The 19,978-nt window shown below is 71.5% G+C and carries 20 protein-coding genes, 1 tRNA gene and 1 riboswitch; of the genes, 11 read left to right on the top strand and 10 right to left on the bottom strand.

Annotated elements, in window-relative coordinates; translation table 11 throughout:
- Nucleotides 1–4 precede the first annotated feature (4 nt).
- The 4 genes from PKE78_RS05105 (at nucleotide 5) to PKE78_RS05090 (ending at nucleotide 3,878) form a co-directional block, all read left to right on the top strand.
- Nucleotides 5–370: a YraN family protein gene (locus PKE78_RS05105; RefSeq protein WP_271199747.1), complete on the top strand. Its 366-nt coding sequence runs from the start codon at nucleotides 5–7 to the stop codon at nucleotides 368–370.
- Nucleotides 371–396: 26 nt separating this feature from the next.
- The gene (gene gshB / locus PKE78_RS05100) at nucleotides 397–1,353 is read left to right on the top strand and encodes a glutathione synthase (RefSeq protein WP_271199746.1); all 957 of its coding nucleotides are present in this window, start codon (nucleotides 397–399) and stop codon (nucleotides 1,351–1,353) included.
- Nucleotides 1,350–2,267 carry a penicillin-insensitive murein endopeptidase gene (gene mepA / locus PKE78_RS05095; protein WP_271199745.1) on the top strand — a complete coding sequence of 306 codons (918 nt, stop codon included), beginning with the start codon at nucleotides 1,350–1,352 and terminating at the stop codon, nucleotides 2,265–2,267. The genes gshB and mepA overlap by 4 nt, the downstream gene beginning before the upstream one ends.
- A gap of 81 nt (nucleotides 2,268–2,348) precedes the next feature.
- Nucleotides 2,349–3,878, top strand: coding sequence for a YifB family Mg chelatase-like AAA ATPase (locus tag PKE78_RS05090; RefSeq protein ID WP_271199744.1), 1,530 nt, complete (start codon nucleotides 2,349–2,351; stop codon nucleotides 3,876–3,878).
- A 9-nt stretch (nucleotides 3,879–3,887) separates the two neighbouring features.
- On the opposite strand, the gene PKE78_RS05085 is transcribed toward PKE78_RS05090, so the two are convergent.
- From PKE78_RS05085 to PKE78_RS05060, 6 genes are all read right to left on the bottom strand, one after another.
- Nucleotides 3,888–4,787 carry an efflux RND transporter periplasmic adaptor subunit gene (locus PKE78_RS05085; RefSeq protein ID WP_271199743.1) on the bottom strand — a complete coding sequence of 300 codons (900 nt, stop codon included), beginning with the start codon at nucleotides 4,785–4,787 and terminating at the stop codon, nucleotides 3,888–3,890.
- 11 nt (nucleotides 4,788–4,798) lie between these two features.
- Nucleotides 4,799–4,996 carry a DUF1656 domain-containing protein gene (locus PKE78_RS05080; RefSeq protein ID WP_271199742.1) on the bottom strand — a complete coding sequence of 66 codons (198 nt, stop codon included), beginning with the start codon at nucleotides 4,994–4,996 and terminating at the stop codon, nucleotides 4,799–4,801.
- A complete protein-coding gene (locus tag PKE78_RS05075; protein ID WP_271199741.1) occupies nucleotides 4,993–7,008 on the bottom strand; it encodes an FUSC family protein in 2,016 nt (671 codons plus the stop codon). The genes PKE78_RS05080 and PKE78_RS05075 overlap by 4 nt, the downstream gene beginning before the upstream one ends.
- Nucleotides 7,005–7,451, bottom strand: a complete 447-nt coding sequence (locus tag PKE78_RS05070; RefSeq protein ID WP_271199740.1) for a MarR family winged helix-turn-helix transcriptional regulator — start codon at nucleotides 7,449–7,451, stop codon at nucleotides 7,005–7,007. Before PKE78_RS05070 ends, PKE78_RS05075 begins: the two co-directional genes overlap by 4 nt.
- 74 nt (nucleotides 7,452–7,525) lie before the next feature.
- On the bottom strand, nucleotides 7,526–8,032 hold the full coding sequence (locus PKE78_RS05065) for a disulfide bond formation protein B (RefSeq protein WP_271199739.1): 507 nt from the start codon (nucleotides 8,030–8,032) through the stop codon (nucleotides 7,526–7,528).
- A 44-nt stretch (nucleotides 8,033–8,076) separates the two neighbouring features.
- Nucleotides 8,077–8,658 (bottom strand): YqaA family protein, encoded by a 582-nt coding sequence (locus PKE78_RS05060; protein WP_271199738.1) that lies wholly within the window; start codon nucleotides 8,656–8,658, stop codon nucleotides 8,077–8,079.
- 199 nt (nucleotides 8,659–8,857) lie between these two features.
- On the opposite strand from PKE78_RS05060, the gene PKE78_RS05055 reads away from it, so the two are divergent.
- A tRNA-Leu gene (locus PKE78_RS05055) sits at nucleotides 8,858–8,942 on the top strand.
- 125 nt (nucleotides 8,943–9,067) lie between these two features.
- Entirely contained in the window at nucleotides 9,068–9,679 is a 612-nt protein-coding gene (locus PKE78_RS05050) for a LemA family protein (RefSeq protein WP_271199737.1), read from the top strand.
- Between the two features lie 7 nt (nucleotides 9,680–9,686).
- Here the strand turns inward: PKE78_RS05050 and PKE78_RS05045 are convergent, their stop codons facing one another.
- The gene (locus PKE78_RS05045) at nucleotides 9,687–10,688 is read right to left on the bottom strand and encodes a serine hydrolase domain-containing protein (RefSeq protein ID WP_271199736.1); all 1,002 of its coding nucleotides are present in this window, start codon (nucleotides 10,686–10,688) and stop codon (nucleotides 9,687–9,689) included.
- Nucleotides 10,689–10,912: 224 nt separating this feature from the next.
- On the opposite strand from PKE78_RS05045, the gene PKE78_RS05040 reads away from it, so the two are divergent.
- The gene (locus PKE78_RS05040; protein WP_271199735.1) at nucleotides 10,913–11,656 is read left to right on the top strand and encodes a lytic transglycosylase domain-containing protein; all 744 of its coding nucleotides are present in this window, start codon (nucleotides 10,913–10,915) and stop codon (nucleotides 11,654–11,656) included.
- 12 nt (nucleotides 11,657–11,668) lie between these two features.
- On the opposite strand, the gene PKE78_RS05035 is transcribed toward PKE78_RS05040, so the two are convergent.
- Both PKE78_RS05035 and PKE78_RS05030 read right to left on the bottom strand, forming a co-directional pair.
- Entirely contained in the window at nucleotides 11,669–12,091 is a 423-nt protein-coding gene (locus tag PKE78_RS05035; protein WP_271199734.1) for an OsmC family protein, read from the bottom strand.
- A gap of 120 nt (nucleotides 12,092–12,211) precedes the next feature.
- On the bottom strand, nucleotides 12,212–13,162 hold the full coding sequence (locus PKE78_RS05030) for a YihY/virulence factor BrkB family protein (RefSeq protein WP_271199733.1): 951 nt from the start codon (nucleotides 13,160–13,162) through the stop codon (nucleotides 12,212–12,214).
- A 156-nt stretch (nucleotides 13,163–13,318) separates the two neighbouring features.
- Between PKE78_RS05030 and PKE78_RS05025 the strand changes: the two genes are divergently transcribed.
- The 4 genes from PKE78_RS05025 to sbmA all read left to right on the top strand — a co-directional run bounded on the left by PKE78_RS05025 (nucleotide 13,319) and on the right by sbmA (nucleotide 18,649).
- Entirely contained in the window at nucleotides 13,319–14,272 is a 954-nt protein-coding gene (locus PKE78_RS05025) for a DMT family transporter (RefSeq protein WP_271199732.1), read from the top strand.
- A 38-nt stretch (nucleotides 14,273–14,310) separates the two neighbouring features.
- Nucleotides 14,311–15,993, top strand: coding sequence for an acyl-CoA dehydrogenase family protein (locus tag PKE78_RS05020; protein WP_271199731.1), 1,683 nt, complete (start codon nucleotides 14,311–14,313; stop codon nucleotides 15,991–15,993).
- A 94-nt stretch (nucleotides 15,994–16,087) separates the two neighbouring features.
- Nucleotides 16,088–16,200: riboswitch (SAM-I-IV-variant riboswitch) on the top strand.
- Nucleotides 16,201–16,243: 43 nt separating this feature from the next.
- Entirely contained in the window at nucleotides 16,244–17,161 is a 918-nt protein-coding gene (locus PKE78_RS05015) for a homoserine O-succinyltransferase (RefSeq protein WP_271199730.1), read from the top strand.
- A gap of 219 nt (nucleotides 17,162–17,380) precedes the next feature.
- Nucleotides 17,381–18,649, top strand: a complete 1,269-nt coding sequence (gene sbmA / locus PKE78_RS05010; protein ID WP_271199729.1) for a peptide antibiotic transporter SbmA — start codon at nucleotides 17,381–17,383, stop codon at nucleotides 18,647–18,649.
- A 36-nt stretch (nucleotides 18,650–18,685) separates the two neighbouring features.
- Here the strand turns inward: sbmA and PKE78_RS05005 are convergent, their stop codons facing one another.
- A complete protein-coding gene (locus PKE78_RS05005; protein ID WP_271199728.1) occupies nucleotides 18,686–19,831 on the bottom strand; it encodes a hypothetical protein in 1,146 nt (381 codons plus the stop codon).
- Between the last annotated feature and the right edge of the window lie 147 nt (nucleotides 19,832–19,978).

Here is a 19,978-nt window from a genome sequence, read left to right as displayed (position 1 = left end):
GGGCTTGGCCGCCGCGCCGAAGCGTCTCGCCGCCTTCCGCCGGGGCCTGTCGGCCGAGACCAAGGCCGCGTGGCTGCTGCGGCTGCAGGGCTGGCGCATCCTCGCCCACCGCTACGCCGAGGGCCCGGGGGAGGTCGACCTCATCGCCCGGCGCGGCCGCACCATCGCTTTCGTCGAGGTGAAGGCCCGCGGCGACTTCGATCGCGGCGTCGAGGCACTGACGCCCCGCCAGCAGGCGCGCATCCGCCGCGGCGCCGAAGCCTTTCTTGCGCGCCGGCCCGCTTATGCCGGATATGTCGTGACGTTCGACCTCGTCCTCGTCGCGCCGGGGCGCCTGCCCAGACGGCTGCCGAACGCCTTCGGCTGGTAGTTCTTCTCCAAGCGGATCTTGGCCCCATGTCGCTTCGCGTCGCCGTGCAGATGGACCCGATCGAGCGAATCAACATCGCTGGCGATTCGACCTTCGCGCTGATGCTGGAGGCGCAGAGACGAGGGCATTCGCTCCTGGTCTACACGCCCGACAAGCTGTCCCAGAGCGCCGGCGAGGTGACGGCGCGCGTCCGCCCGGCGGAGGTGCGCGACGTGGCCGGCGACCATGTCACGCTCGGCGAGGAGCGGCGGCTTTCGCTCGGCGCGGAGGCCGACGTCGTCCTGCTGCGGCAGGACCCGCCCTTCGACATGGCCTATGTCACCACCACCCACATGCTGGAGCGCATCCACCCGAAGACGCTGGTGGTGAACGACCCGGCCCATGTGCGCAACGCGCCGGAAAAGATCTTCGTCCTCGACTTCCCGCAGCTGATGCCGCCGACGCTGGTGACGCGTGACAAGGCCGAGATCGACGCCTTCCGCGCCGCGCACGGCGACATCGTGGTCAAGCCGCTCTATGGCAACGGCGGCGCCGCCGTGTTCCGTCTGACCGCCGATGACCTCAACTACGGCTCGCTGGTGGACTTCTTCTCGACGAGCTTCCGCGAGCCCTGGATGGTGCAGAAGTTCCTGCCGAAGGTCTCGGAGGGCGACAAGCGCATCCTGCTGGTGGACGGCGCGTTCGCAGGCGCAGTGAACCGGGTGCCGGCGAAGGGCGATCTGCGCTCCAACATGGTGCGCGGCGGAGCCGCGACGGCGACGGAGCTGTCGCCGCGGGAGCGCGAGATCTGCGAGACGCTCGGGCCGGAGCTGAAGCGGCGGGGGCTGATCTTCGTGGGCATAGACGTCATCGACGGCAACCTGACCGAGATCAACGTGACCTCGCCCACCGGCATCCGCGCGGTGAAGCGGCTCGGCGGGCCGGACGCCGCCGCCATGACCTGGGACGCGATCGAGTCTCGCCTGTCCGGGCCTGCGCTGTGACGCCGCGGGCGGCGCTGGCCGCGGCGCTCATTCTGATCGCGTCCGGCGGCGCGGCGCGGGCGCAGGACATCACGCCCCAAGGCTTCCGGCTGCCGCCGATGCCGCCGATCACCGCCACGACGCCCGCGAAGGAGCTGTTCGGCCGGGTGACGCGCCCGAGCGAGGGCCGCGGCCGTTCGCTCGGCTTCTACTCCAAGGGATGCCTCGCCGGCGCCGACGCGCTGCCGCTCTCCGGCCCGACCTGGCAGGTGATGCGGCCCTCGCGCAACCGCTTCTACGGCCGCGCCCAACTCGTCACCTACATCCAGCGGCTGTCGAAGCGGGTGGCGGACACGACCGCCTGGCCCGGCATCCTCGTCGGCGACATGTCCCAGCCGCGCGGCGGCCCGATGCTCAAGGGCCACGCCTCCCACCAGATCGGCCTGGACGTCGACGTCTGGCTCAGGCCGATGCCGCGGGTCGAGATGACCATGACCCAGCGCGAGACGATGATGTCGACCAACGTGGTGGCGGCCGACCGCACCGACGTCGGCGCGGCCTGGACGCCGGACCACCTCAAGGTCATCCGCGCGGCGGCGCTCGACCCGCAGGTGGAGCGCATCCTGGTCAATCCCGCGATCAAGAAGGCGATCTGCCGCGACGCGCGCGGCGACCGCGGCTGGGTGCAGAAGGTGCGCCCGCAGTGGGGCCACGACTATCATTTCCACGTGCGGCTGGGCTGCCCCGCGGGCGAAAGCTCCTGCAAGCCGCAGGCCGACGTCGCGCCCGGCGATGGCTGCGGCAAGGCGCTGGACTGGTGGTTCACGCCCGGCCGCCTGTTCCCCGTGCCGCCGAAGGTCCCGCCGAAGCCGCGGCCGCCGATGACGCTGAAGGACATGCCGGCCGAATGCACGGACGTGCTGCGGGCGCCGTGACAATGTTCCCTTAATGTTCTTGACGCCCGTCGCGCTTTCGCTACCATCGCGTGCGGCGGATGGCGCGGGGACGAGGGCGGCATGGTCACGTGGGTGTCTACGGTCGCGTTCGAGGGGGTCGAGGCCCGGGCGGTGGACGTCCAGGTGCAGGTCGCGCCCGGCATGCCGGCCTTTAACGTGGTGGGGCTGCCCGACAAGGCGGTGACCGAGGCCCGCGAGCGGGTGCGCGCCGCGCTCGTGGCGTCAGGGCTCGCGCTGCCGCCTCGGCGCATCACCGTCAATCTCGCCCCGGCGGACCTGCCCAAGGAGGGCAGCCATTTCGACCTGCCGATCGCGCTCGGCCTGATGGCGGCGCTCGGCGCGGTGCCGCAGGACGCGCTCGCCGACGTCACCGTGCTCGGCGAGCTCGCGCTCGACGGCACGATCGCGGCGGTCGCCGGTTGCCTGCCGGCCGCGGTCGCGGCCCACGCCCGCGGCCACGCGCTGATCTGCCCCGAGGCCTGCGGGGCGGAGGCCGCCTGGGCGAGCGCCGACCTTCCCATCGTCGCGCCGCGCTCGCTGATCCAGATCGCGAACCATCTGAAGGGCGTGCAGGTGCTGGCGCGACCCCGGCCCGGCCTGCCGGAGGCGGGCGCCGCGGCTCCCGACCTCCGCGACGTGCGCGGCCAGGAGACGGCGAAGCGGGCGCTCGAGATCGCGGCGGCCGGCGGGCACAATCTGCTGTTTTCAGGCTCTCCGGGCTCGGGCAAGTCGATGCTGGCGAGCCGGCTGCCCGGCCTTCTGCCGCCGCTTTCGCCGCGCGAGCTGCTCGAGGTCGCCATGATCCGCTCGGTCGCGGGCGAGCTCGCCGGCGGGCGCTTGAGCGACCGTCGCCCGTTCCGCAGCCCGCACCACTCCGCTTCGATGGCGGCGCTGGTCGGTGGCGGCGCCCGGCCGCGGCCGGGAGAGATCGCGCTCGCGCACAACGGCGTGCTGTTCCTCGACGAACTGCCGGAGTTCAGCCCCCAGGCGCTCGACGCGCTGCGCCAGCCGCTCGAAAGCGGCGAGGCGGTGATCGCGCGGGCGAACCACCGCATCGCCTATCCCGCCCGCTTCCAGCTCGTCGCGGCGATGAACCCCTGCCGCTGCGGCGGCGGCGAGGGCGGCCACGCCTGCCGGCGCGGTCCCCGCTGCGCGCAGGAGTACCAGTCGCGGATCTCCGGGCCGCTGCTCGACCGCATCGACATCCGGCTCGACGTGCCGGCGGTCACCGCCGCCGACCTGATGGCGCCGGCGGCGAGTGAGGACAGCACGACGGTCGCCGCGCGGGTCGCCGCCGCGCGGCGCGTGCAGGCGACGCGGGCGGAGGCGCTGGGCATCGCCGGATCGCCGCTCAACGCCCATGTGGGCGTCGGCGCGCTGGAGGAGATCGCGCAGGCCGACGCCGCCGGGCGACGGCTGCTGCGGGACGCGGCGGACGCGCTCAAGCTGTCGGCGCGCGGCTACCACCGGGTGCTGCGGGTCGCCCGCACCATAGCCGATCTCGACGGCGCCGAGACCGTCGGGCGCATCCATCTCGCGGAGGCGCTCGCCTATCGCAGCGCGGCGGCGGCGGAGGCGAGGGCCGCGTGAGACCCTCATTCAGCGCTGCCGCGGGGTCGCCGGGTCGCCACGTTCGCGCGGATGGATCACGACCGTCGCGGTCATGCCCGAGGCGAGCGCGACCTCGGCGGGCGGCGCGTCGAGCCGGACGCGGACCGGGATGCGCTGCGCGAGCCGCACCCAGGTGAAGCTCGGATTGATGTTCGCGATCAGGTCCGAGCTCGCGACGTTGTCGCGGTCGACGATAGCGCGCGCGATTCCCTCGACATGGCCGGTGAGGTCGGGGCCGCCGGCCATCAGCCGGACCGTCGCCGCGTCGCCCTCGTGGACGGCGTGGAGCTTGGTCTCCTCGAGATAGGCCGCGACGTAGAAGCCGTCGCTGTCTACCACCGCGATGGCGGCCCTCCCGGCGGTGGCGTAGTCGCCGCGGTCGAGCAGCAGGTTGGTGACGTAGCCGTTGACCGGCGAGACGATCACCGTGCGCTCGAGATTGAGCTTCGCGACGTCGCGCTCGACCTGCGCCTGCCGCCACGCGGCCTCCGCGCTCAGCACCGCGGTGCGGGCCTGCTCGCGGGTCTCGTCGGCGACGGCGGCGGAGGTGAGCCTGTCCCGGCGCTCCGCCTCCTTGCGACGCTGCTCCACTTCGCTGAAGCGGCCGTCGACGGTCGCCTCCGCCTGGGCGAGCGCGAGCCGGTAGCGCGCCTGGTCAATCACGAACAGCACGTCGCCTTTCGCGACCTTCTGGTTGTCGCGCACGCGCAGGTCCGTCACGGCGCCGGAGACATCCGGCGTCACCTGGACGATCTGCGAGCGCACCCGCCCGTCGCGGGTCCAGGGCGTCTCGGTGTAGGCGCGCCAGGCATAGACGCCGCCAGCGAGCGCGCCGGCTGCGGCGAGAAGGGTGACGGCGACGCGGGCGGCGCGCGCGAGGCGGGACATGGGCGCGGACCTCACATGAGCGCCGCGACCGTCGCCGCGAGCAGCGCGACGAAGGCCGAGGCGTTGAACAAGGCTGGATGCCAGACGAAGCGGTGGACGCCCAGCCGCTCGAGCGCGGCGCGCAACAGGCGCCAGGCGACGGCCGCGACGGCGAGATAGAGCAGCAGCGGCGGAAGGAAGACGCCGAACAGATCGATTTCCCTGATCATGGCCGGGTCTCCGGGAGCGCCGCGCCGAACATCGCCGGGTGCTGGGCGAGGCTGGTCCGGATCGATGAAATGAAGACCGCGACGTCCGAGGCGTCCGGGCCGTCGCCGGGCGCGTCGAGAGCGGCGGCGAGCGCCTCGTCCAGCCGGTCGAGCGGCGGCGCGGAAGGCGCGCCGCGCGCAAGCCGCCGGAAATGGCGGGCGAGTTCGGCGAGGGCGCGGGCGGTCGCGCCCCGCGCCGCCTGAGGCATGGCGTCGAGTTCGCGGCGGAGCGCCAGCGCGTTGAGGCCGACGCGGACGCCGGCGAGCGCGCCGCGCTCGATCTCGAGCTGGCGCGGATCGTTCGGGTCGAGCCGCAGCATCAGGCCGTTCACCAGGTCGAACATGCGGCTTTCGAAGCCGAGCCGGGTGATCTGCCCGCGCGCCGCCGCCGAGGCGAGATCACGGCGCACGCCGGCCACCAGCCGCCGGATCGGCCAGGCCGAGCCGATCGGGCGCAGCACGCCGAGCAGGACGGCGGCAAGCCCGAGCCCCGTGAGGCTGGCGAAGGTGGTGTTGGCGAAGGTCGTGAAGTCGTAGGTCATCGTGTTCGACAGCGACATCAGGTTGAGCGCGCCGAGGCCGAAGGCGAGCGCGGGCAGCGCGCGGATCGGGTTGGTCATCTGCCAGGCCGTGGCGAACAGCAGCGGCGCAAGCGCGGCGGCGAGGCTCTCGAAACCTTCGAGCCCCGGCAGGATCGCGAACAGGTAGATCGCGGCGGCGGCGGCGCCTGCGGCGGTCATGAGCGCGAAGGTCCCGGCCGCGGCGGCCGGGTCGTCCTGCTGGCCGAACAGGCTGACGAGCACCGCGACGAAGATCGCCGCGCCCGCGCCGGCGTCCCAGCCGGAGGCGATCCAGAACGCGCAGACCGCGACGAGCGCGGCGAAGGCGGAGGCCGCCGCCACGCCGGCGAGCTGGTGGTCGCGGTAGCGCGTCAGCGTCGCGCGCGGCTCGCCTTCGTCTTCGTCCGGGGCGTCGATGCGGCTCAGCCGGTCGAGGTCGCTTCGCAGCGCGATCAGGTCGGCGATCCGGAGCAGCAGCGTGCGCTCCGGCACGGCCGCCGGGTTCGCCCGCAGCGCGTCGGCGGCGGGCGCCGCCGCGAGCGCCGCGCTCCGCGCGGCGTTGCGGTCCGGCTCGGGCGCGCCGAGGGCCATGGCGTCGGCGGCCTGCTCGAACACCGGCGCCAGCGCCGCCGCCCGCCCGGGCGTCTCGGCGCGGAGGGTCTCGAGCCGGTCGTGCACAGAGACCAGCATGGCGATCAGCGAGACCAGCCGTCCGTGCAGCAGGCGAATACGCTGGTTCGACAGCCGCGCGGCGGCGCTGTCGAAGGTGGCGTGGACGCGCAGGCTGTCGAGGGAGGTCACGGTCGCGATCAGCGTGCGGCGATCGCGATCGACGCGGGCGGCGTCGGGGCGGCCGCGCAGTGTGTCGGCCGCCCAGGCGGAGGCGGCCGTCATCGCCTGTTCCGCCGCCCCCTCGAGGGCGCGCCCGGCGCTGCGCGGGAAGAACAGCTGGCTGAACACGCCGGCGCACGCGATGCCGATCATGATCTCGGCCACGCGGTCGAGCGCCGAAAGGAACACGCCGTCGGGGGCGTTGACCGCGGGAAAGGCGATGATGGCGGCGGTGTAGCCCGACAGCAGCGCGCCGTAGGAGATGGGCGCGTCGCGCAGGAAGATCGAACCGTAGACGCAGGCGGCGATCCAGCCCGAGACGCCGAGCACGAACAGCTCCGGCGCGCCATGGAGCGCGGCCGTGAGCGCGACCGCGGCGACCGCCCCCACGATCGTGCCGACGACCCGGAAGAACGCCTTGGACAGCACCATGCCGGTCAGCGGCTGGGAGACGATCAGCACCGTCATCATCGAGCTCGAGGCCTGCGGCAGGTCGGCGAGCAGCGCCAGATAGCCGGCGAGCAGCGCGGCGAGCGTGGCGCGCAGGGCGAAGATCAGGCGATCGCGGGCGACGGCGCTCATCGGCGCGCCCGCTCCGCGACGCGCGCGAGCACCCGGCGACAGACGGCGATCTCATCCTCGGTGACGCCCTCCAGCATGTCGGCGCAGGCGGCCGCCACCACCGTCCGCAGCCGCGCCACGGCCGCGAGGCCGGCGTCGGTCAGGTGAAGCGTCTTGGCGCGCCGGTCCGAGGGGTCCTCGCGACGCTCCAGCAGCCCCGCCGTCGCCAGCCGGTCGAGCAGCCGGACGAGGGACGGCCCCTCGATGCCGAGGGATTGCGCGAGATCGCTCTGCCGCGCTCCGTCGCCGATCCGGTCGAGATGCAGCAGCGGCCGCCAGCTCGCGTCGCTGAGGTCGTACCGCGCCAGCGTGTCGTCCAGCGCGCGCCGCCATCGCCGCGACGCGATGGCGAGGTCGTAGCCGAACTCGGCGGCGGCGACGGCTGGCGAGGGCGAAGCATTCATCGCTAATAGATAGCATGCTATCTGTTAGCGCGGCATGCTTTCCCTGCGGGACTGATCGGCGTCGCGGGGGAGGGTCAGAACGGACGGGGGCTGCGGGCTCCCGCGATCGCAAGCCCCGCAAGGCCGGCGGCGACCAGCGCGTTGTAGCCCGCGAGCGACAGGCCGAAGAGCCGCCAGGCTGCCCGGTCGCAGGGCACGATGCGGGTGTTCTGCATCTGCGCGAGCAGGCCGCCCGCCGAGGTCGGGGCCGCGTTCGCGCCGGCGCAGCTTGTGGGGCCCGGCCAGAAGCTCCACTCCACTCCGGCGTGGTAGACGCCGAGCGCCGCGCCGCCCGCGAGCAGGATGGCGACCGCGACAAGCAGCAGGCGCGCAGGGCCGGTCGCCCCGCGTGCGGCGAGCAGGGCGGCGAACAGCGCGAGCGGGGCACCGAGATAGTAGGGCCAGCGCTGCCACAGGCAGAGCATGCAGGGCACGTAGCCGAAGCCATGCTCGAACACGAGCGCGCCGCCGACGGCGAGCGCGGCGACGACGGCGATCAGAAGGCCGGCCATCGCCGGGGACGGGCTGCGGAGCAAGGTCATGGCGCGAGTTATGGCCGATCCCGGCGCGTTCGTCGCGGGCGCGATCAGACGACGTATTTCACGACCACGAAACCGCCGACGACCACGACCAGGAGGATCACTGCGGTGAGCTCGAGCCGCTTCTCCACGAACTCGCGCACCGGCTCGCCGTAGCGCTTCAGCAGCCACGCCACCGCGAGGAACCGCAGCGTGCGCGAAATCAGCGACAAGCCGACGAAGGTGAGGAAGTCGTAGCCCGCGAAGCCCGAGGTGATGGTGACGAGCTTGTAGGGAATGGGCGTCAGGCCCTTCAGCAGGATGATCCAGGCGCCGTAATGGGCGTAGGCGTCGCGGAACGCGTCCATCTTGTCGCCGTAGCCGTAGAGCTGGATGATCCACAGCCCCAAGCTCTCGTAGAGCAGCGCGCCGATGGCGTAGCCGGCGATCCCGCCGAGCGTCGAGGCGACGCCGCACAGCAGCGCGTAGCGATAGGCCCGCTCCGGACGCGCCACCGTCATCGGCACGGACAGCACGTCCGGCGGCAGCGGGAAGAACGAGCTTTCGGCGAAGGCGACGAGAAACAGCGCCAGCTCCGCGCGCGGCCCAGCGGCGAGCGACAGCGTCCAGTCGTAAAGACGTCTCAGCATGGAGGTCTACGCCACGGCGTCAGCGCCGCATCGGGGAATTCGACGGCGAGAGTGCCGCGCCCGACGCTGACGAACCGTTACGACGGGCGACCGCATATGCGCGCCTCCCGCGCCCGAGGCAAGCGCGTTCTCGTAGGCGCGGAATTGACAGCCGCGCGCGGCCCCGACATCGTGCGCGCCGCGCGTGGGGCGCGCCTGTGCGGGCGTGGTGGAACTGGTAGACGCGCCGGACTCAAAATCCGGTTCCGAAAGGAGTGTCGGTTCGAGCCCGACCGCCCGCACCAAAGCCCTCAAGACCGCGAAATCGCTCCGACGGCCGTGTCCGGGCCGACCGCGTCTTGACTTCGCGTCGGGGGTTTCGACCTAGGGACGAAGCGGCCTCCGGGCCGCGCGTTCGGGGGGATGAGCCATGAACCATCGATTGATCGACGCCGTCCGGCGCGCCGGCGCGCTTTTCGCGGCCGCCGTCCTCGCGTTGAGCGTCGCGGGCTGCGGCGTCAACAACGTGCCCACGCTCGAGGAGCAGGCCAAGGCGCGCTGGGGCGAGGTCCAGAACCAGTACCAGCGCCGCGCCGACCTGATCCCGAACCTGGTCGAGACCGTGAAGGGTTTCGCCCGGCAGGAGCAGGAGGTGTTGACCAGCGTGATCGAGGCGCGCGCCAAGGCGACGCAGGTCACGATCGACGCCAGCCAACTGTCGGACCCGGAGGCCGTCAAGCGCTTCCAGGAGGCGCAGGGGCAGCTCTCGGGCGCGCTCGGCCGGCTGCTCGCGGTCTCGGAGAACTACCCGGACCTGAAGTCTAACCAGAACTTCCTCGCGCTGCAGTCCCAGCTCGAAGGCACCGAGAACCGGATCGCGGTGGCGCGGCGCGACTACATCGCCGCGGTGCAGTCCTACAACACCGAGCTGCGCACCATCCCCGGCCGCTGGATCGCGGGGTGGCTTTATCCGGAAGCGAAGCCGATGGCGGCGTTCGAGAGCGCGCCCGAAAACGCCGCTCCGCCCAAGGTCAGCTTCTGACCGGACGTCAGGCCTTCGAGGCGTCGTCCGCGCGGGCGGCGCCGACGATCTCGGCAAACAGCGCATGCAGCTCGTCGACATAGCCGGAGGCGCGCCCGGACGGACGGGTCGCGTCGGAGGTGACGACGGCGGTCAGCCCGAGGTCCGGCGCAACGAACAGCATCTGCCCCCCATAGCCCCAGCCGTAGCGCATCGGCGCGCCTTGGACGTCGCGCAGGAACCAGCCATAGCCGTAGGAATCGCCGGTGAACGGCGAGAACCCCTGCGGACGCCACATCGCGTCGATCCAGCCTTCAGAAAGCACGCGGCGGCCGTCGAACGTTCCGCGGTTGCGCGCCATCTCGCCGATCCGCAGCAGCGCCCGCGGCGACAGCTCCATGTCGTTGCCGCCGAAGTAAATGCCCTGCGGGTCGCGCGGCCAGGGCGGGATCGTGACGCCGAGCGGCTCGCCCAGCCAGTCGCGGGCGAGCTCCAGCGTCGATCGCCCCGTGGCGGCGGTGAGCGCGGCGGACAACAGGTGGGAGCTGCCGGTCGAATAGAGCATCCTGCCGCCTGGCTCGTCGTCGAAAGGGCGGCCGATGGCGTCGCGCACCCAGTTCCGGCTGGAGATCCAGGCGCCGTAGTTCGGGCCTGAGGTGCGCTCCAGCCCCGCGCGCAGCGACAGCAGATTGCCGATGGTGATGCGCTCCACGCGCGGATCGGCGTCGTCGGGAATCGAGCGGCGCAGCAGCGGCGCCACCGGCTGGTCGACGCCCTGAAGCGCGCCGCGGTCGATCGCGGCGCCGGCGATCAGCGCGAGCACGGTCTTCGACACTGATTTCACGTTGACCGGGCGGTCGAGCGCCGGGCCGCGGAAGGCGCGCTCGAACAGCGGGCGGCCATGGCGCGCGACGATCAGGGCGTGGAGCTGAGGAAGGCGGCCCGCGCGCTCGGCGATCGCGGCGATGCGCGGCGACGGCGCGCCGCCCACGGCCACCTCGGCGCGCGCTGCGACGGGCGCGAGAGCCATCGCGGCCGCTCCGGACAGGGCGGCGCGACGGGTGAGCGGCGGCGTCATGGTCATTCCGAAGAGATCGGGCGCCGGCGCGGGCGGAGCAACGGGGCGGGGCTTCACGAGCCGGTCATCGCCCGAGACACGCCGCGTTAGGACATCGCGAGCAATCTGCTAGGCTTGCGCCTGCGGGACCATGACGGGCGGGCTCGCCGGACGGTTCGTCCGGCCTTCGGGGAGGAATGGCGGTGGAGCGACTGCGCAACGCCGCGTTCGGCGCGGTCGCCGGGCTGCTCCCGGCGCTTGTCGTCTGTCCTTCGTTCGCGGCGGAAAGCGCGGCGGCTCCGACCGCCGTTGTGGCGGCTCCAGCTCCGGAAGGCCGCGCCGCCTATGTGGCGCTTGTTCGCAGGGAGGCCCAGGCGCGCGGGCTGCCGCCGGAGGTCGCGGAGGCGGTCGCCCATGTGGAGAGCGGATACCAGCCGAGCGCCGTCGGCGCCGTCGGCGAGATCGGGCTGATGCAGATCCGCCCCGAGACGGCGGCCATGCTCGGCCATGACGGCGGCGCCCTCGCCTTGTTCGACCCGGCCACCAACGCGCGTTACGCCGTGCGCTACCTCGCGGAGGCCTGGCGGCTGGCGAACGGCGATCTCTGCCGCGCCCTGATGAAGTACCGCGCCGGGCACCGCGCCGAACGGATGTCGGATCTGTCGGTGCAATATTGCCGGCGGGCGAAATCCTACCTCGCCACGCTCGGCTCTCCGCTCGCGGACGGCGCGGCTCCGGAGGTCGCGATCCGGTCGCTGCCCGAGGATGGGCGGCCGTCGAAAGCCGCCGGCGGGCGCAAGGGCCCCTATCTCGGCTGGCGGCCGGGCCGGCATACGCCGGCCGACAACGCGCGGTTCTGGGCCGCGCACGAGGCGCGGATCAAGGCGCTGTCGGCCCGCATCGACGCCCGCCGCAGACTGAGGGTCGCCCGCGGCGGGTGAGGCCGCTGGCGCTCAGGCGAGCGTGGCCTCGAAGTTGATCGTGGCCTTCAGCACCTTGGACACCGGACAGCCGTCTTTGGCCTTGGTCGCGATCTCCTTGAAGGTCGCCTCGTCTATGCCGGGAACGTCAGCTGTCACCGAGAGGTCGATGGTGGTGATCTGGAAGCCGCCGCCCTGCTGCTCGATCGACACGGCGGAGGTCGCCCTGATCTCGTCCGGCGGGAAGCCGGCCTCGCCGAGCATCAGCGACAGCGCCATGGAGAAGCACGAGGCGTGCGCGGCGCCGATCAGCTCCTCGGGATTGGTGCCCTTCTCGTCGCCGAAGCGCTTCTTGAAAGAGTAGTTCAGGTCCGAAAGCGCACCGCTTTCGGTGGAGACCTTGCCGGCTCCCTCCTTGACCGATCCGTTCCAGACGGCGCTGCCCACGCGTTTCATGGGGACTTCTCCTCTGCGATGTCGGGGTCGCCGCCTGAGAGCGGCGCTCGGTCAACCACCTAGGGCAGGTCCGCCGCTTTGCATCGGGGAGGCGGAAACTGCGCCGGCCGGGTCTCTCGCTCAGAGGCCGGCAGGACGAGCCGCCGGGCCGACCGGCGCTACGGGCGCGGCGTCGGTCGTCGCGCGGGCGCCGTCAATCCGCGCCTTCCGTCGCGCGGCGAGCGCGGCGTTGAATTCGGCCCCCAGGATGAACAGCGCGGCGTAGACGTTCAGGAACACGATCGCCGTCATGATCCCGGCGAGGCCGGCGTAGGTCGACGCGTAGTCGGCGAAGCGCGCGAGGTAGATCGAAAACGCCGTGGCGCCGGCGATCCAGAGCGCGACGGTGACAGCGACGCCGGGCAGCACGTCCCGCACCTTCCGCCGCCCGCCAGGCAGCCACAGATGCGTCGCGGTCAGCCCGGCCGCCACCACGAAGATGGTGATGGCGTAGCGCGCGACATTGCTCGCGAACTCCAGCGAGATGAAGGGCGCCGTGTATTCCGGGAAGTAGGCGATGGTGTAGTCGAAGGCGAGCTTCCACAGGATCGGCCACAGCACGATCAGCACCGCCACCGTGATCAACCCGAACGCGCCGAGCATGACGAACCAGATGCTCTGCAGCCGCGACAGCCAGAACGGCTTGGAGGTCGGCGACTGGTAGGCGCGGCCGAGCGCGATCCGCAGCGACTCGACCGCCGAGGACGACACCCAAAGCGTCAGCAGCACGCCGATCGTCAGCACGCCGCCGCGCGGGGTCGTCAGCACCTTCTGCACCTCGGTGGCGAGCGGCATGGCGACGCCCGAAGGCCAGGTGTCGAAGATCAGACGAACGACGTTCCCCGACGCGTCGCCCGCGCCGAGGAAGGCCGCAAGCGCCGTCACGAAGATCAGGAACGGGAAGATCGCGAGCAGGCCCGACAGCGCCACATGGCTCGCGATCGCCCAGCCGTCGTCGCGCTCGAACCGTCGCAGCGCGTCCCAGACGAGCGGCGCGAAGCTTTTTAAGGCGTCCCTTGGTCGTGCCCGCATGTGGCGGAAACGTAGCGCAATCTTGGGGCGGTGGGAGTCCCCCATTCGCCGCAGCGCAACATTCGATCGAGGCCCGTGATGGAGCCATCACGGATTATCGCTTGCCCCGAACTGCGTGACGGACGACCACCTCGCCTCTGACTTTCGGAGACGCGCATGCTCGTTCGCCTGTCGCCGCCGCTGTTCGTGCTGATCTGGTCGACGGGCTGGATCGTCGCGAAACTCGCGGCCCCGCACGCCGACCCGCTGACCTTCCTCGTGCTGCGTTATGTCGGCGCGATCGCGCTGCTGGCGCCGCTCGCCTTCGCGCTCGGCGCGGCCTGGCCCCGCGGCCGCGCCGCGTGGGGCGCGGCGATGCTGAGCGGCGTTCTGCTTCATGGGGTCTATCTCGGCGGCGTGTGGTGGGCGGTGGCGCATGGCGTGCCGGCCGGCGTGTCCGCGTTGATCGCGGCGCTGCAGCCGCTGTTCACCGCCATCGCCGCCGGTCCGCTGCTGGGCGAGCGCCTCGACGCAAAGCGCTGGGTGGGCGTCGCGATCGGGTTCGCCGGCGTCGCCGCGGTGGTCGCGCCGAAGCTCGCATCCCCCGGAGACGTCGCGGGCCTCGGCTGGCCGCTCGCGATCAACGTGGTCGCCATGGTCGCCGTCACCGCCGCGACGCTGCATCAGAAGCGCGCGCTCGCCGGCGCCGACCTGAGGACGCTGGCGCCGGTCCAGTATCTCGGCGCGCTGCTGGTCACCGCGCCCGCGGCGCTCCTGTTCGAGGACCTGCGGATCGACTGGACGATCGAGACGGTCGCCGCGCTGGCGTGGTCGGTGGTGGTGCTGTCGATCGCCGCCATCATGCTGATGCTGTTCATGATCAAGCGCGGCGAAGTTTCGCGGATGGCCGCCCTGATCTATCTGGTGCCGCCGACGGCGACGGCGCAGGCGTTCCTGATGTTCGGAGAAACGCTGTCGCCTGTGCAGCTTGGCGGCATGGCGCTGGCGGCCGTCGGGGTGGTTCTGGCCGCAGGCGCGCCGCGCGCCACGCCTGCGTCCGCCGAAGGGTGCATTGCGGCAATCGGCTCCGAAGGCGAGGATGGCGGCCACAACGAACGCCGGCCAGCCTGACGCGGCTGCTCGCTGGCCGCCCCTTTTCGGAGCCTTGCATGACCGCCGTCGCCAAGTCCGTCGCCGCCGAGTCCGAGACGCCGGCGGGCCGCCTCGCCGTCGTGCTTCCGGGCATCGACGCGCTCGTAAAGGAAGCGTCGGAGGCGGTCCGCGCGCGCGTCCTGAAGAACGGCAAGATCGATTCCGCGACCTTCGACCGCGAGCAGCGCGCGACCCACGGCCTCGCCTGGCTCGCCACCTACCGCATGGCGCTGCGCGAGCTGCACAGCTGGAGCGAGCGGCTCGCCCAGGAGGGCAAGTACGGCGCGATCGAAGAGGCGATCCTCCGCGTCGGCGCGGCGGAATACGTCGCGCAGATCATCGGCGGCATTCCGATGAACCAGGGCGAGATCGTCCGCGCGTCCGACCTCTATCTTGCGCCCGGCCGTCCGGCCGAGCTGCTGGGCGACGCCGCCTCCGACCTCATCGCCGACGGCGGCTCGGCCGAGGCGCGCGCCGAACTCGCCGATCTCGTGCGCAAGGCCGACGGCCGCTACGGCTTCGGCGACCCGGCGCTCGACGAGACGCTGGTGCAGTTCCGCGACGAGATGCACCGTTTCGCGGAGGCCGAGGTCGCGCCTTACGCCCACGCCTGGCATCTCGCGAACAGCTACATCCCGCTCGAGACCATCCAGAAGATGTCCGAGCTGGGCGTGTTCGGCCTCACCATCCCCGAGGAGTACGGTGGGCTGGGTCTCGGCAAGGAGGCCATGTGCGTCGTGTCCGAGGAGCTTTCCCGCGCCTATATTGGCGTTGGCTCGCTCGGCACCCGGTCGGAGATCGCGGCCGAGCTGATCATCGGCGGCGGCACCGAGGAGCAGAAGGCGCATTTCCTGCCGAAGCTCGCCGACGGCTCCATTCTGCCGACCGCGGTGTTCACCGAGCCGAACACCGGCTCCGACCTCGCGAGCCTCAAGACGCGCGCCAGCCGCGACGGCGACGTCTACAAGGTCAACGGCGCGAAGACCTGGATCACCCATCCGGTCCGCGCCGACCTCATGACGCTGCTCGTGCGCACCGATCCGAACGAGCCGGGCCATCGCGGCCTCTCGATGCTGCTGGCGGAGAAGCCGCGCGGCACCGACGGCGACCCGTTCCCGGCGCAGGGCATGTCCGGCGGCGAGATCGAGGTGCTCGGCTATCGCGGGATGAAGGAGTACGAGATCGCCTTCGACGGCTTTGAGGTGCCGGCGACGAACCTGCTGGGTGCGGTCGAGGGCGAGGGCTTCAAGCAGCTCATGAAGACCTTCGAGAGCGCGCGCATCCAGACCGCGGCCCGCGCGGTCGGCGTGGCGCAGTCGGCGCTCGACATCGGCCTGCGCTACGCCGAGGAGCGCGTGCAGTTCAAGCGCCCGATCGCCGACTTCCCGCGCGTCGCCGACAAGCTCGCCATGATGGCGGCCGAGGTCCAGATCGCGCGGCAGATCACCTATTTCGCCGCGCGCGAGAAGGACAAGGACCACCGCTGCGATCTCGAGGCCGGCATGGCCAAACTGCTCGGCGCCCGCGTCGCCTGGGCCGCCGCCGACAACGCGCTGCAGATCCACGGCGGCAACGGCTTCGCGCTCGAGTACCAGATCTCCCGCGTGCTCTGCGACGCCCGCATCCTCAACATCTTCGAAGGCGCCGCGGAAATTCAGGCGCAGGTCATCGCCCGCCGCCTGCTGGAGCAGGCCGCCTGAGCCTTCGGTTCAGGAGCGATGCATGGGCGGCGTCCTCGCCTTCTCTCCGTGACGGCGCGCCCGTTGCGCAGGGCGCCCGCGCCGGCTAGATAGCGTCCAGCATCAGGAGTTGGGACGACGCCCAACGCCAACCTGCCGTTCCGGGCAAGGTGGCGCTTCCCTGCGAGGGGAAGGATGCGGCCGAGACCGGCAACGAAACGGGATCACGCCGCAGGACCAGCGTCCCTCTCTTTCAGAAGGACGTTTGGCGATGCCGATCAAGATTCCCGACGATCTTCCCGCCTTCCGCACGCTCGAAGCCGAAGGCGTCATGGTGATGCGCGAGGCCGACGCGATCCGTCAGGACATCCGGCCGCTGCGCATCGGGCTGCTCAACCTGATGCCCGACAAGATCAGCGCCGAGACCCAGATCGCCCGGCTTATCGGCGCGACGCCCCTTCAGGTGGAGCTGACGCTCGTCCGTCTGTCGAGCCACGCGCCGCGCAACGCCGCCGCGGACCACATGTCGGCGTTCTATCGCGCCTTCGACGAGGTCGAGCGCGAGCGCTTCGACGGCTTCATCGTCACCGGCGCGCCTGTGGAGCGCATGCCGTTCGCGGAGGTCCGCTACTGGGACGAGTTGCGCCGGATCTTCGACTGGACGCAGGGCCACGCGCATCGGACGCTCGCGATCTGCTGGGGCGCGCAGGCCGCGCTGCACCATTTCTACGGCACGCCGAAGCACGAACTGTCGGCCAAGGCCTCAGGCGTCTACCGGCAGCGCGTCGTCGCGCCGAACTCGCCCTACCTCAACGGCATGTCGGACGACTTCGCGATCCCGGTCTCGCGCTGGACCGAGGTGCGGCGCGCCGATCTGGTCAAAGGGTTGACGGTGCTGGCCGAGAGCGACGAGACCGGGCTGTGCCTCGTCGAGGACGCGGACCGCGGCATGCTGCATGCGTTCAACCACGCCGAGTACGACGCCGCGACGCTGGCGAGGGAGTACTTCCGCGACGCGGCGCTTGGCCCCACGCCTTTGCCCGCGAACTACTTTCCCGATGACGATCCTACGCGCCCGCCGCCGAACACGTGGCGCAGCCACGCGCACCTGCTGTTCGGCAACTGGGTCAACGCGATCTACCAGACCGCGCCCTACGACATCCGGGAGGTCGGCCGGCGCGCCGCCTGACCGCCCGCGGCGCAAGCGTTAACCGGACGTAACTTGCGAGGTCCGGCGACCGGGTCTACCGCTCGAAGTCGCCACGGCGACGCCTCGTCGCCGGGCCGCCCCCGCCGACCGTAAGGCCCCGCAGGGACGATCGGACGCCTGGATCGCATCCGGGCGTCGAGGCGGGCGTCACGACCCGGCCCCCGGTCCGGCGCCGCCCGCGCACGGAGCGCATGGCCGATGTTTCGTTCGTTCTTTCCCAACCCCGTCCGGCTGTTCTTTCTCTCGGCCGGGCTCTGGGGCGCCTTCGCGATCGCGGTCTGGTACCTCGGCGGCTCGGACTGGGGCAGGGCGCTCGGTCTGGCCTATCCGGCGCCGGACGCCCCGCCTGTGACGGGCCCCGAGACGTTCGTCTCCGGGCCGTTTCTGTGGTTCTATCTCTACTACGCCCTGATCGTCGCGATCTTCGCCGGCGCCTGGATGACGCTGAGGCCGCATCCGTGGCAGCTCTGGTCGATCCTCGGCACCGCGCTGGTGATCTTCGTCACCTATTTTCAGGTCCAGGTCAGCGTTGCGATCAACGTCTGGCGCGGCCCGTTCTTCGACGTGATCCAGGCCGCGCTCGCGAAATCCCGGCCGGTCGACATCGGCGAGATCTATGGCGGCGTGCTCGAGTTCCTCGGCATCGCGATGGTCGCGGTCGTCGTCTACGTGCTGTTCCGGTTCTTCGCCAGCCACTACGTCTTCCGGTGGCGGACGGCGATGAACGACTTCTACATGGCGCACTGGTCGACGCTGCGCGGGGTCGAAGGCGCGGCCCAGCGCGTGCAGGAGGACACCATGCGGTTCTCCACCCAGATGGAGACGCTCGGGGTCAGCCTCATCGAGGCGGTGATGACGCTGATCGCGTTCCTGCCGGTGCTGCTCGCGCTGTCGGCCCATGTGTCGGAGCTGCCGATCGTCGGGGCGATCCCGCAGCCGCTGGTCGCCTTCGCGATCTGCTGGGCGGCCTTCGGCACCGGGCTGCTCGCGCTCGTCGGCGTCAAGCTGCCGGGCCTCGAGTTCCGCAACCAACGCGTGGAGGCGGCGCTGCGCAAGGAGCTGGTCTATGGGGAGGACCACGCCGACCGCGCGCAGCCGCCGACGGTCGCAGGCCTGTTCGGCAACGTGCGGAAGAACTACTTCAATCTCTACTTCCACTACATGTACTTCAACATCGCGCGCAGCCTTTACCTGCAGGTGGACAACGTCATCCTGTACCTCGCGCTGGCGCCGAGCCTTGTCGCGGGCCGGCTGACGCTCGGGCTGTTCGAGCAGATCTCAGGCGCCTTCGGTGCGGTCAGCTCGTCGTTCCAGTATCTCGTGAACTCGTGGCCGCAGATCGTCGAGCTGCTGTCGATCTACAAGCGGCTTCGCGGTTTTGAAGCCGTGATCTATGGCGCGCCGCCGCCCGCCCAGGACCTCGAGGCGCCCGAGGCGGAGGTCGACGCCGCCGGCGTGCGGGCGTGAGTTTCGAGCCCGCCGCCCATATCCCGGACGGTGGGTTCACCGGAGCAGATCGTCCAGGCCGTGGATCGGCGGCTGCAACGGCAGCCAGTGCGGGATGCGGCCGAGCGCGAGCCAGTAAGGCCGCCACAGCGCGCGCCATCGCGCCGGCGCTATGACGGAGCAGTTCCAGTCGACCGGAGGCGGGACGAGCGCGTGGTCCGCCTGCGAGGCGAGCCATCGCTCCGCGGCGATCCATATTTCGGGCGCGACCTCGGTGTTGCCCGGACCCTTGATCTCGACCAGGCTGACGGTCGGGCGGCGATAGGGGCGACCCACGCTCAGCGTCGCCACCCGGACACTGCCGCGACGGAGACTCCAAAGCTCCTCGCTGCCGCGCCGTACGTCGGGGCCGTAGCCGCGCAGGCAGTTTCGCATCGCCGCCGCTTCCTCGGAGATATCCCGCGCAGTCACGAGCGGCGTCAGCTCCAGGTCGAGGATGCGGCCGCCGTCGAGTCGGGGCGCCGCGGCGCCGTCCGCGAGATGGAGGTGGAGATCGATAGCGCTGCGCCACGCGATGGCCTGTTCGAGCGCGGCTTTCGCCTGCGCGCGCGGCGTCCAGCGGGCCTCGACGAGCCCTCCCGCCTCAGTGTCAGCCCGGCTGGAGAAGAAGGCGTAAAGAGCGAGCAGACGAACGGTCGCGGCGTCGTGCTTTGCGGTCAACGCCTGCGACTCGCGGGCAACCCAGACCGTGAACATGTCGTCGCCGCAGCGCGCCGCCTCCGCAACGAACCGGAGCCAGCGGTCTGCCCGTCGCGGCGACGCCGGCAGGACGTTGGCGATCCACCGGCGAAACGCGGGGCTGTCGGGCAGACCGCGCACGTCGGCCGCAGCGAAAGCTTCCGGCGGCAGGCGGCGCGCCCACATCGGCGCTCCGACCGAGGCGGCGACCGACCGCAGCGACGCGCCCCGCTCGACGAGCGCGATCGCCGGTTCGGCGTCGAACCGGCGGCCGGGCGCGGCGAGCAGCGCGAGCAGGCCGGGATAGCTTAAGGCGAGATCCGCCAGCCGCGGCGAACGCAGGGCGAGCCTGCGGACGGCGGCGCCATGCGCGCCGGAGAAGCGCGCCAACGCGCGATCCGTCGGCGACGGCGCGGCGGGACGGGGCGCGCGCCGGGCGATGGCGCGCGAAAGCAGGGCGAACATTGTGGAACATCCTGACGCGCCGGAGCGTGGCTTCGGCTGCGGTCGACCGGCGATGGGACGGAAAGGCTGCCGGCGGGGTCGCCGACGGCCTGGGCCTCAGAGGCCCTCGAGCCTCAGGGGTAGGCGATGATCGAAATGCATTTGGTC

Source organism: Methylopila turkensis, assembly GCF_027922325.1.
GTDB classification, from domain to species: domain Bacteria; phylum Pseudomonadota; class Alphaproteobacteria; order Rhizobiales; family Methylopilaceae; genus Methylopila; species Methylopila turkensis.
This window is presented reverse-complemented; position numbering and strand designations above follow the sequence as displayed.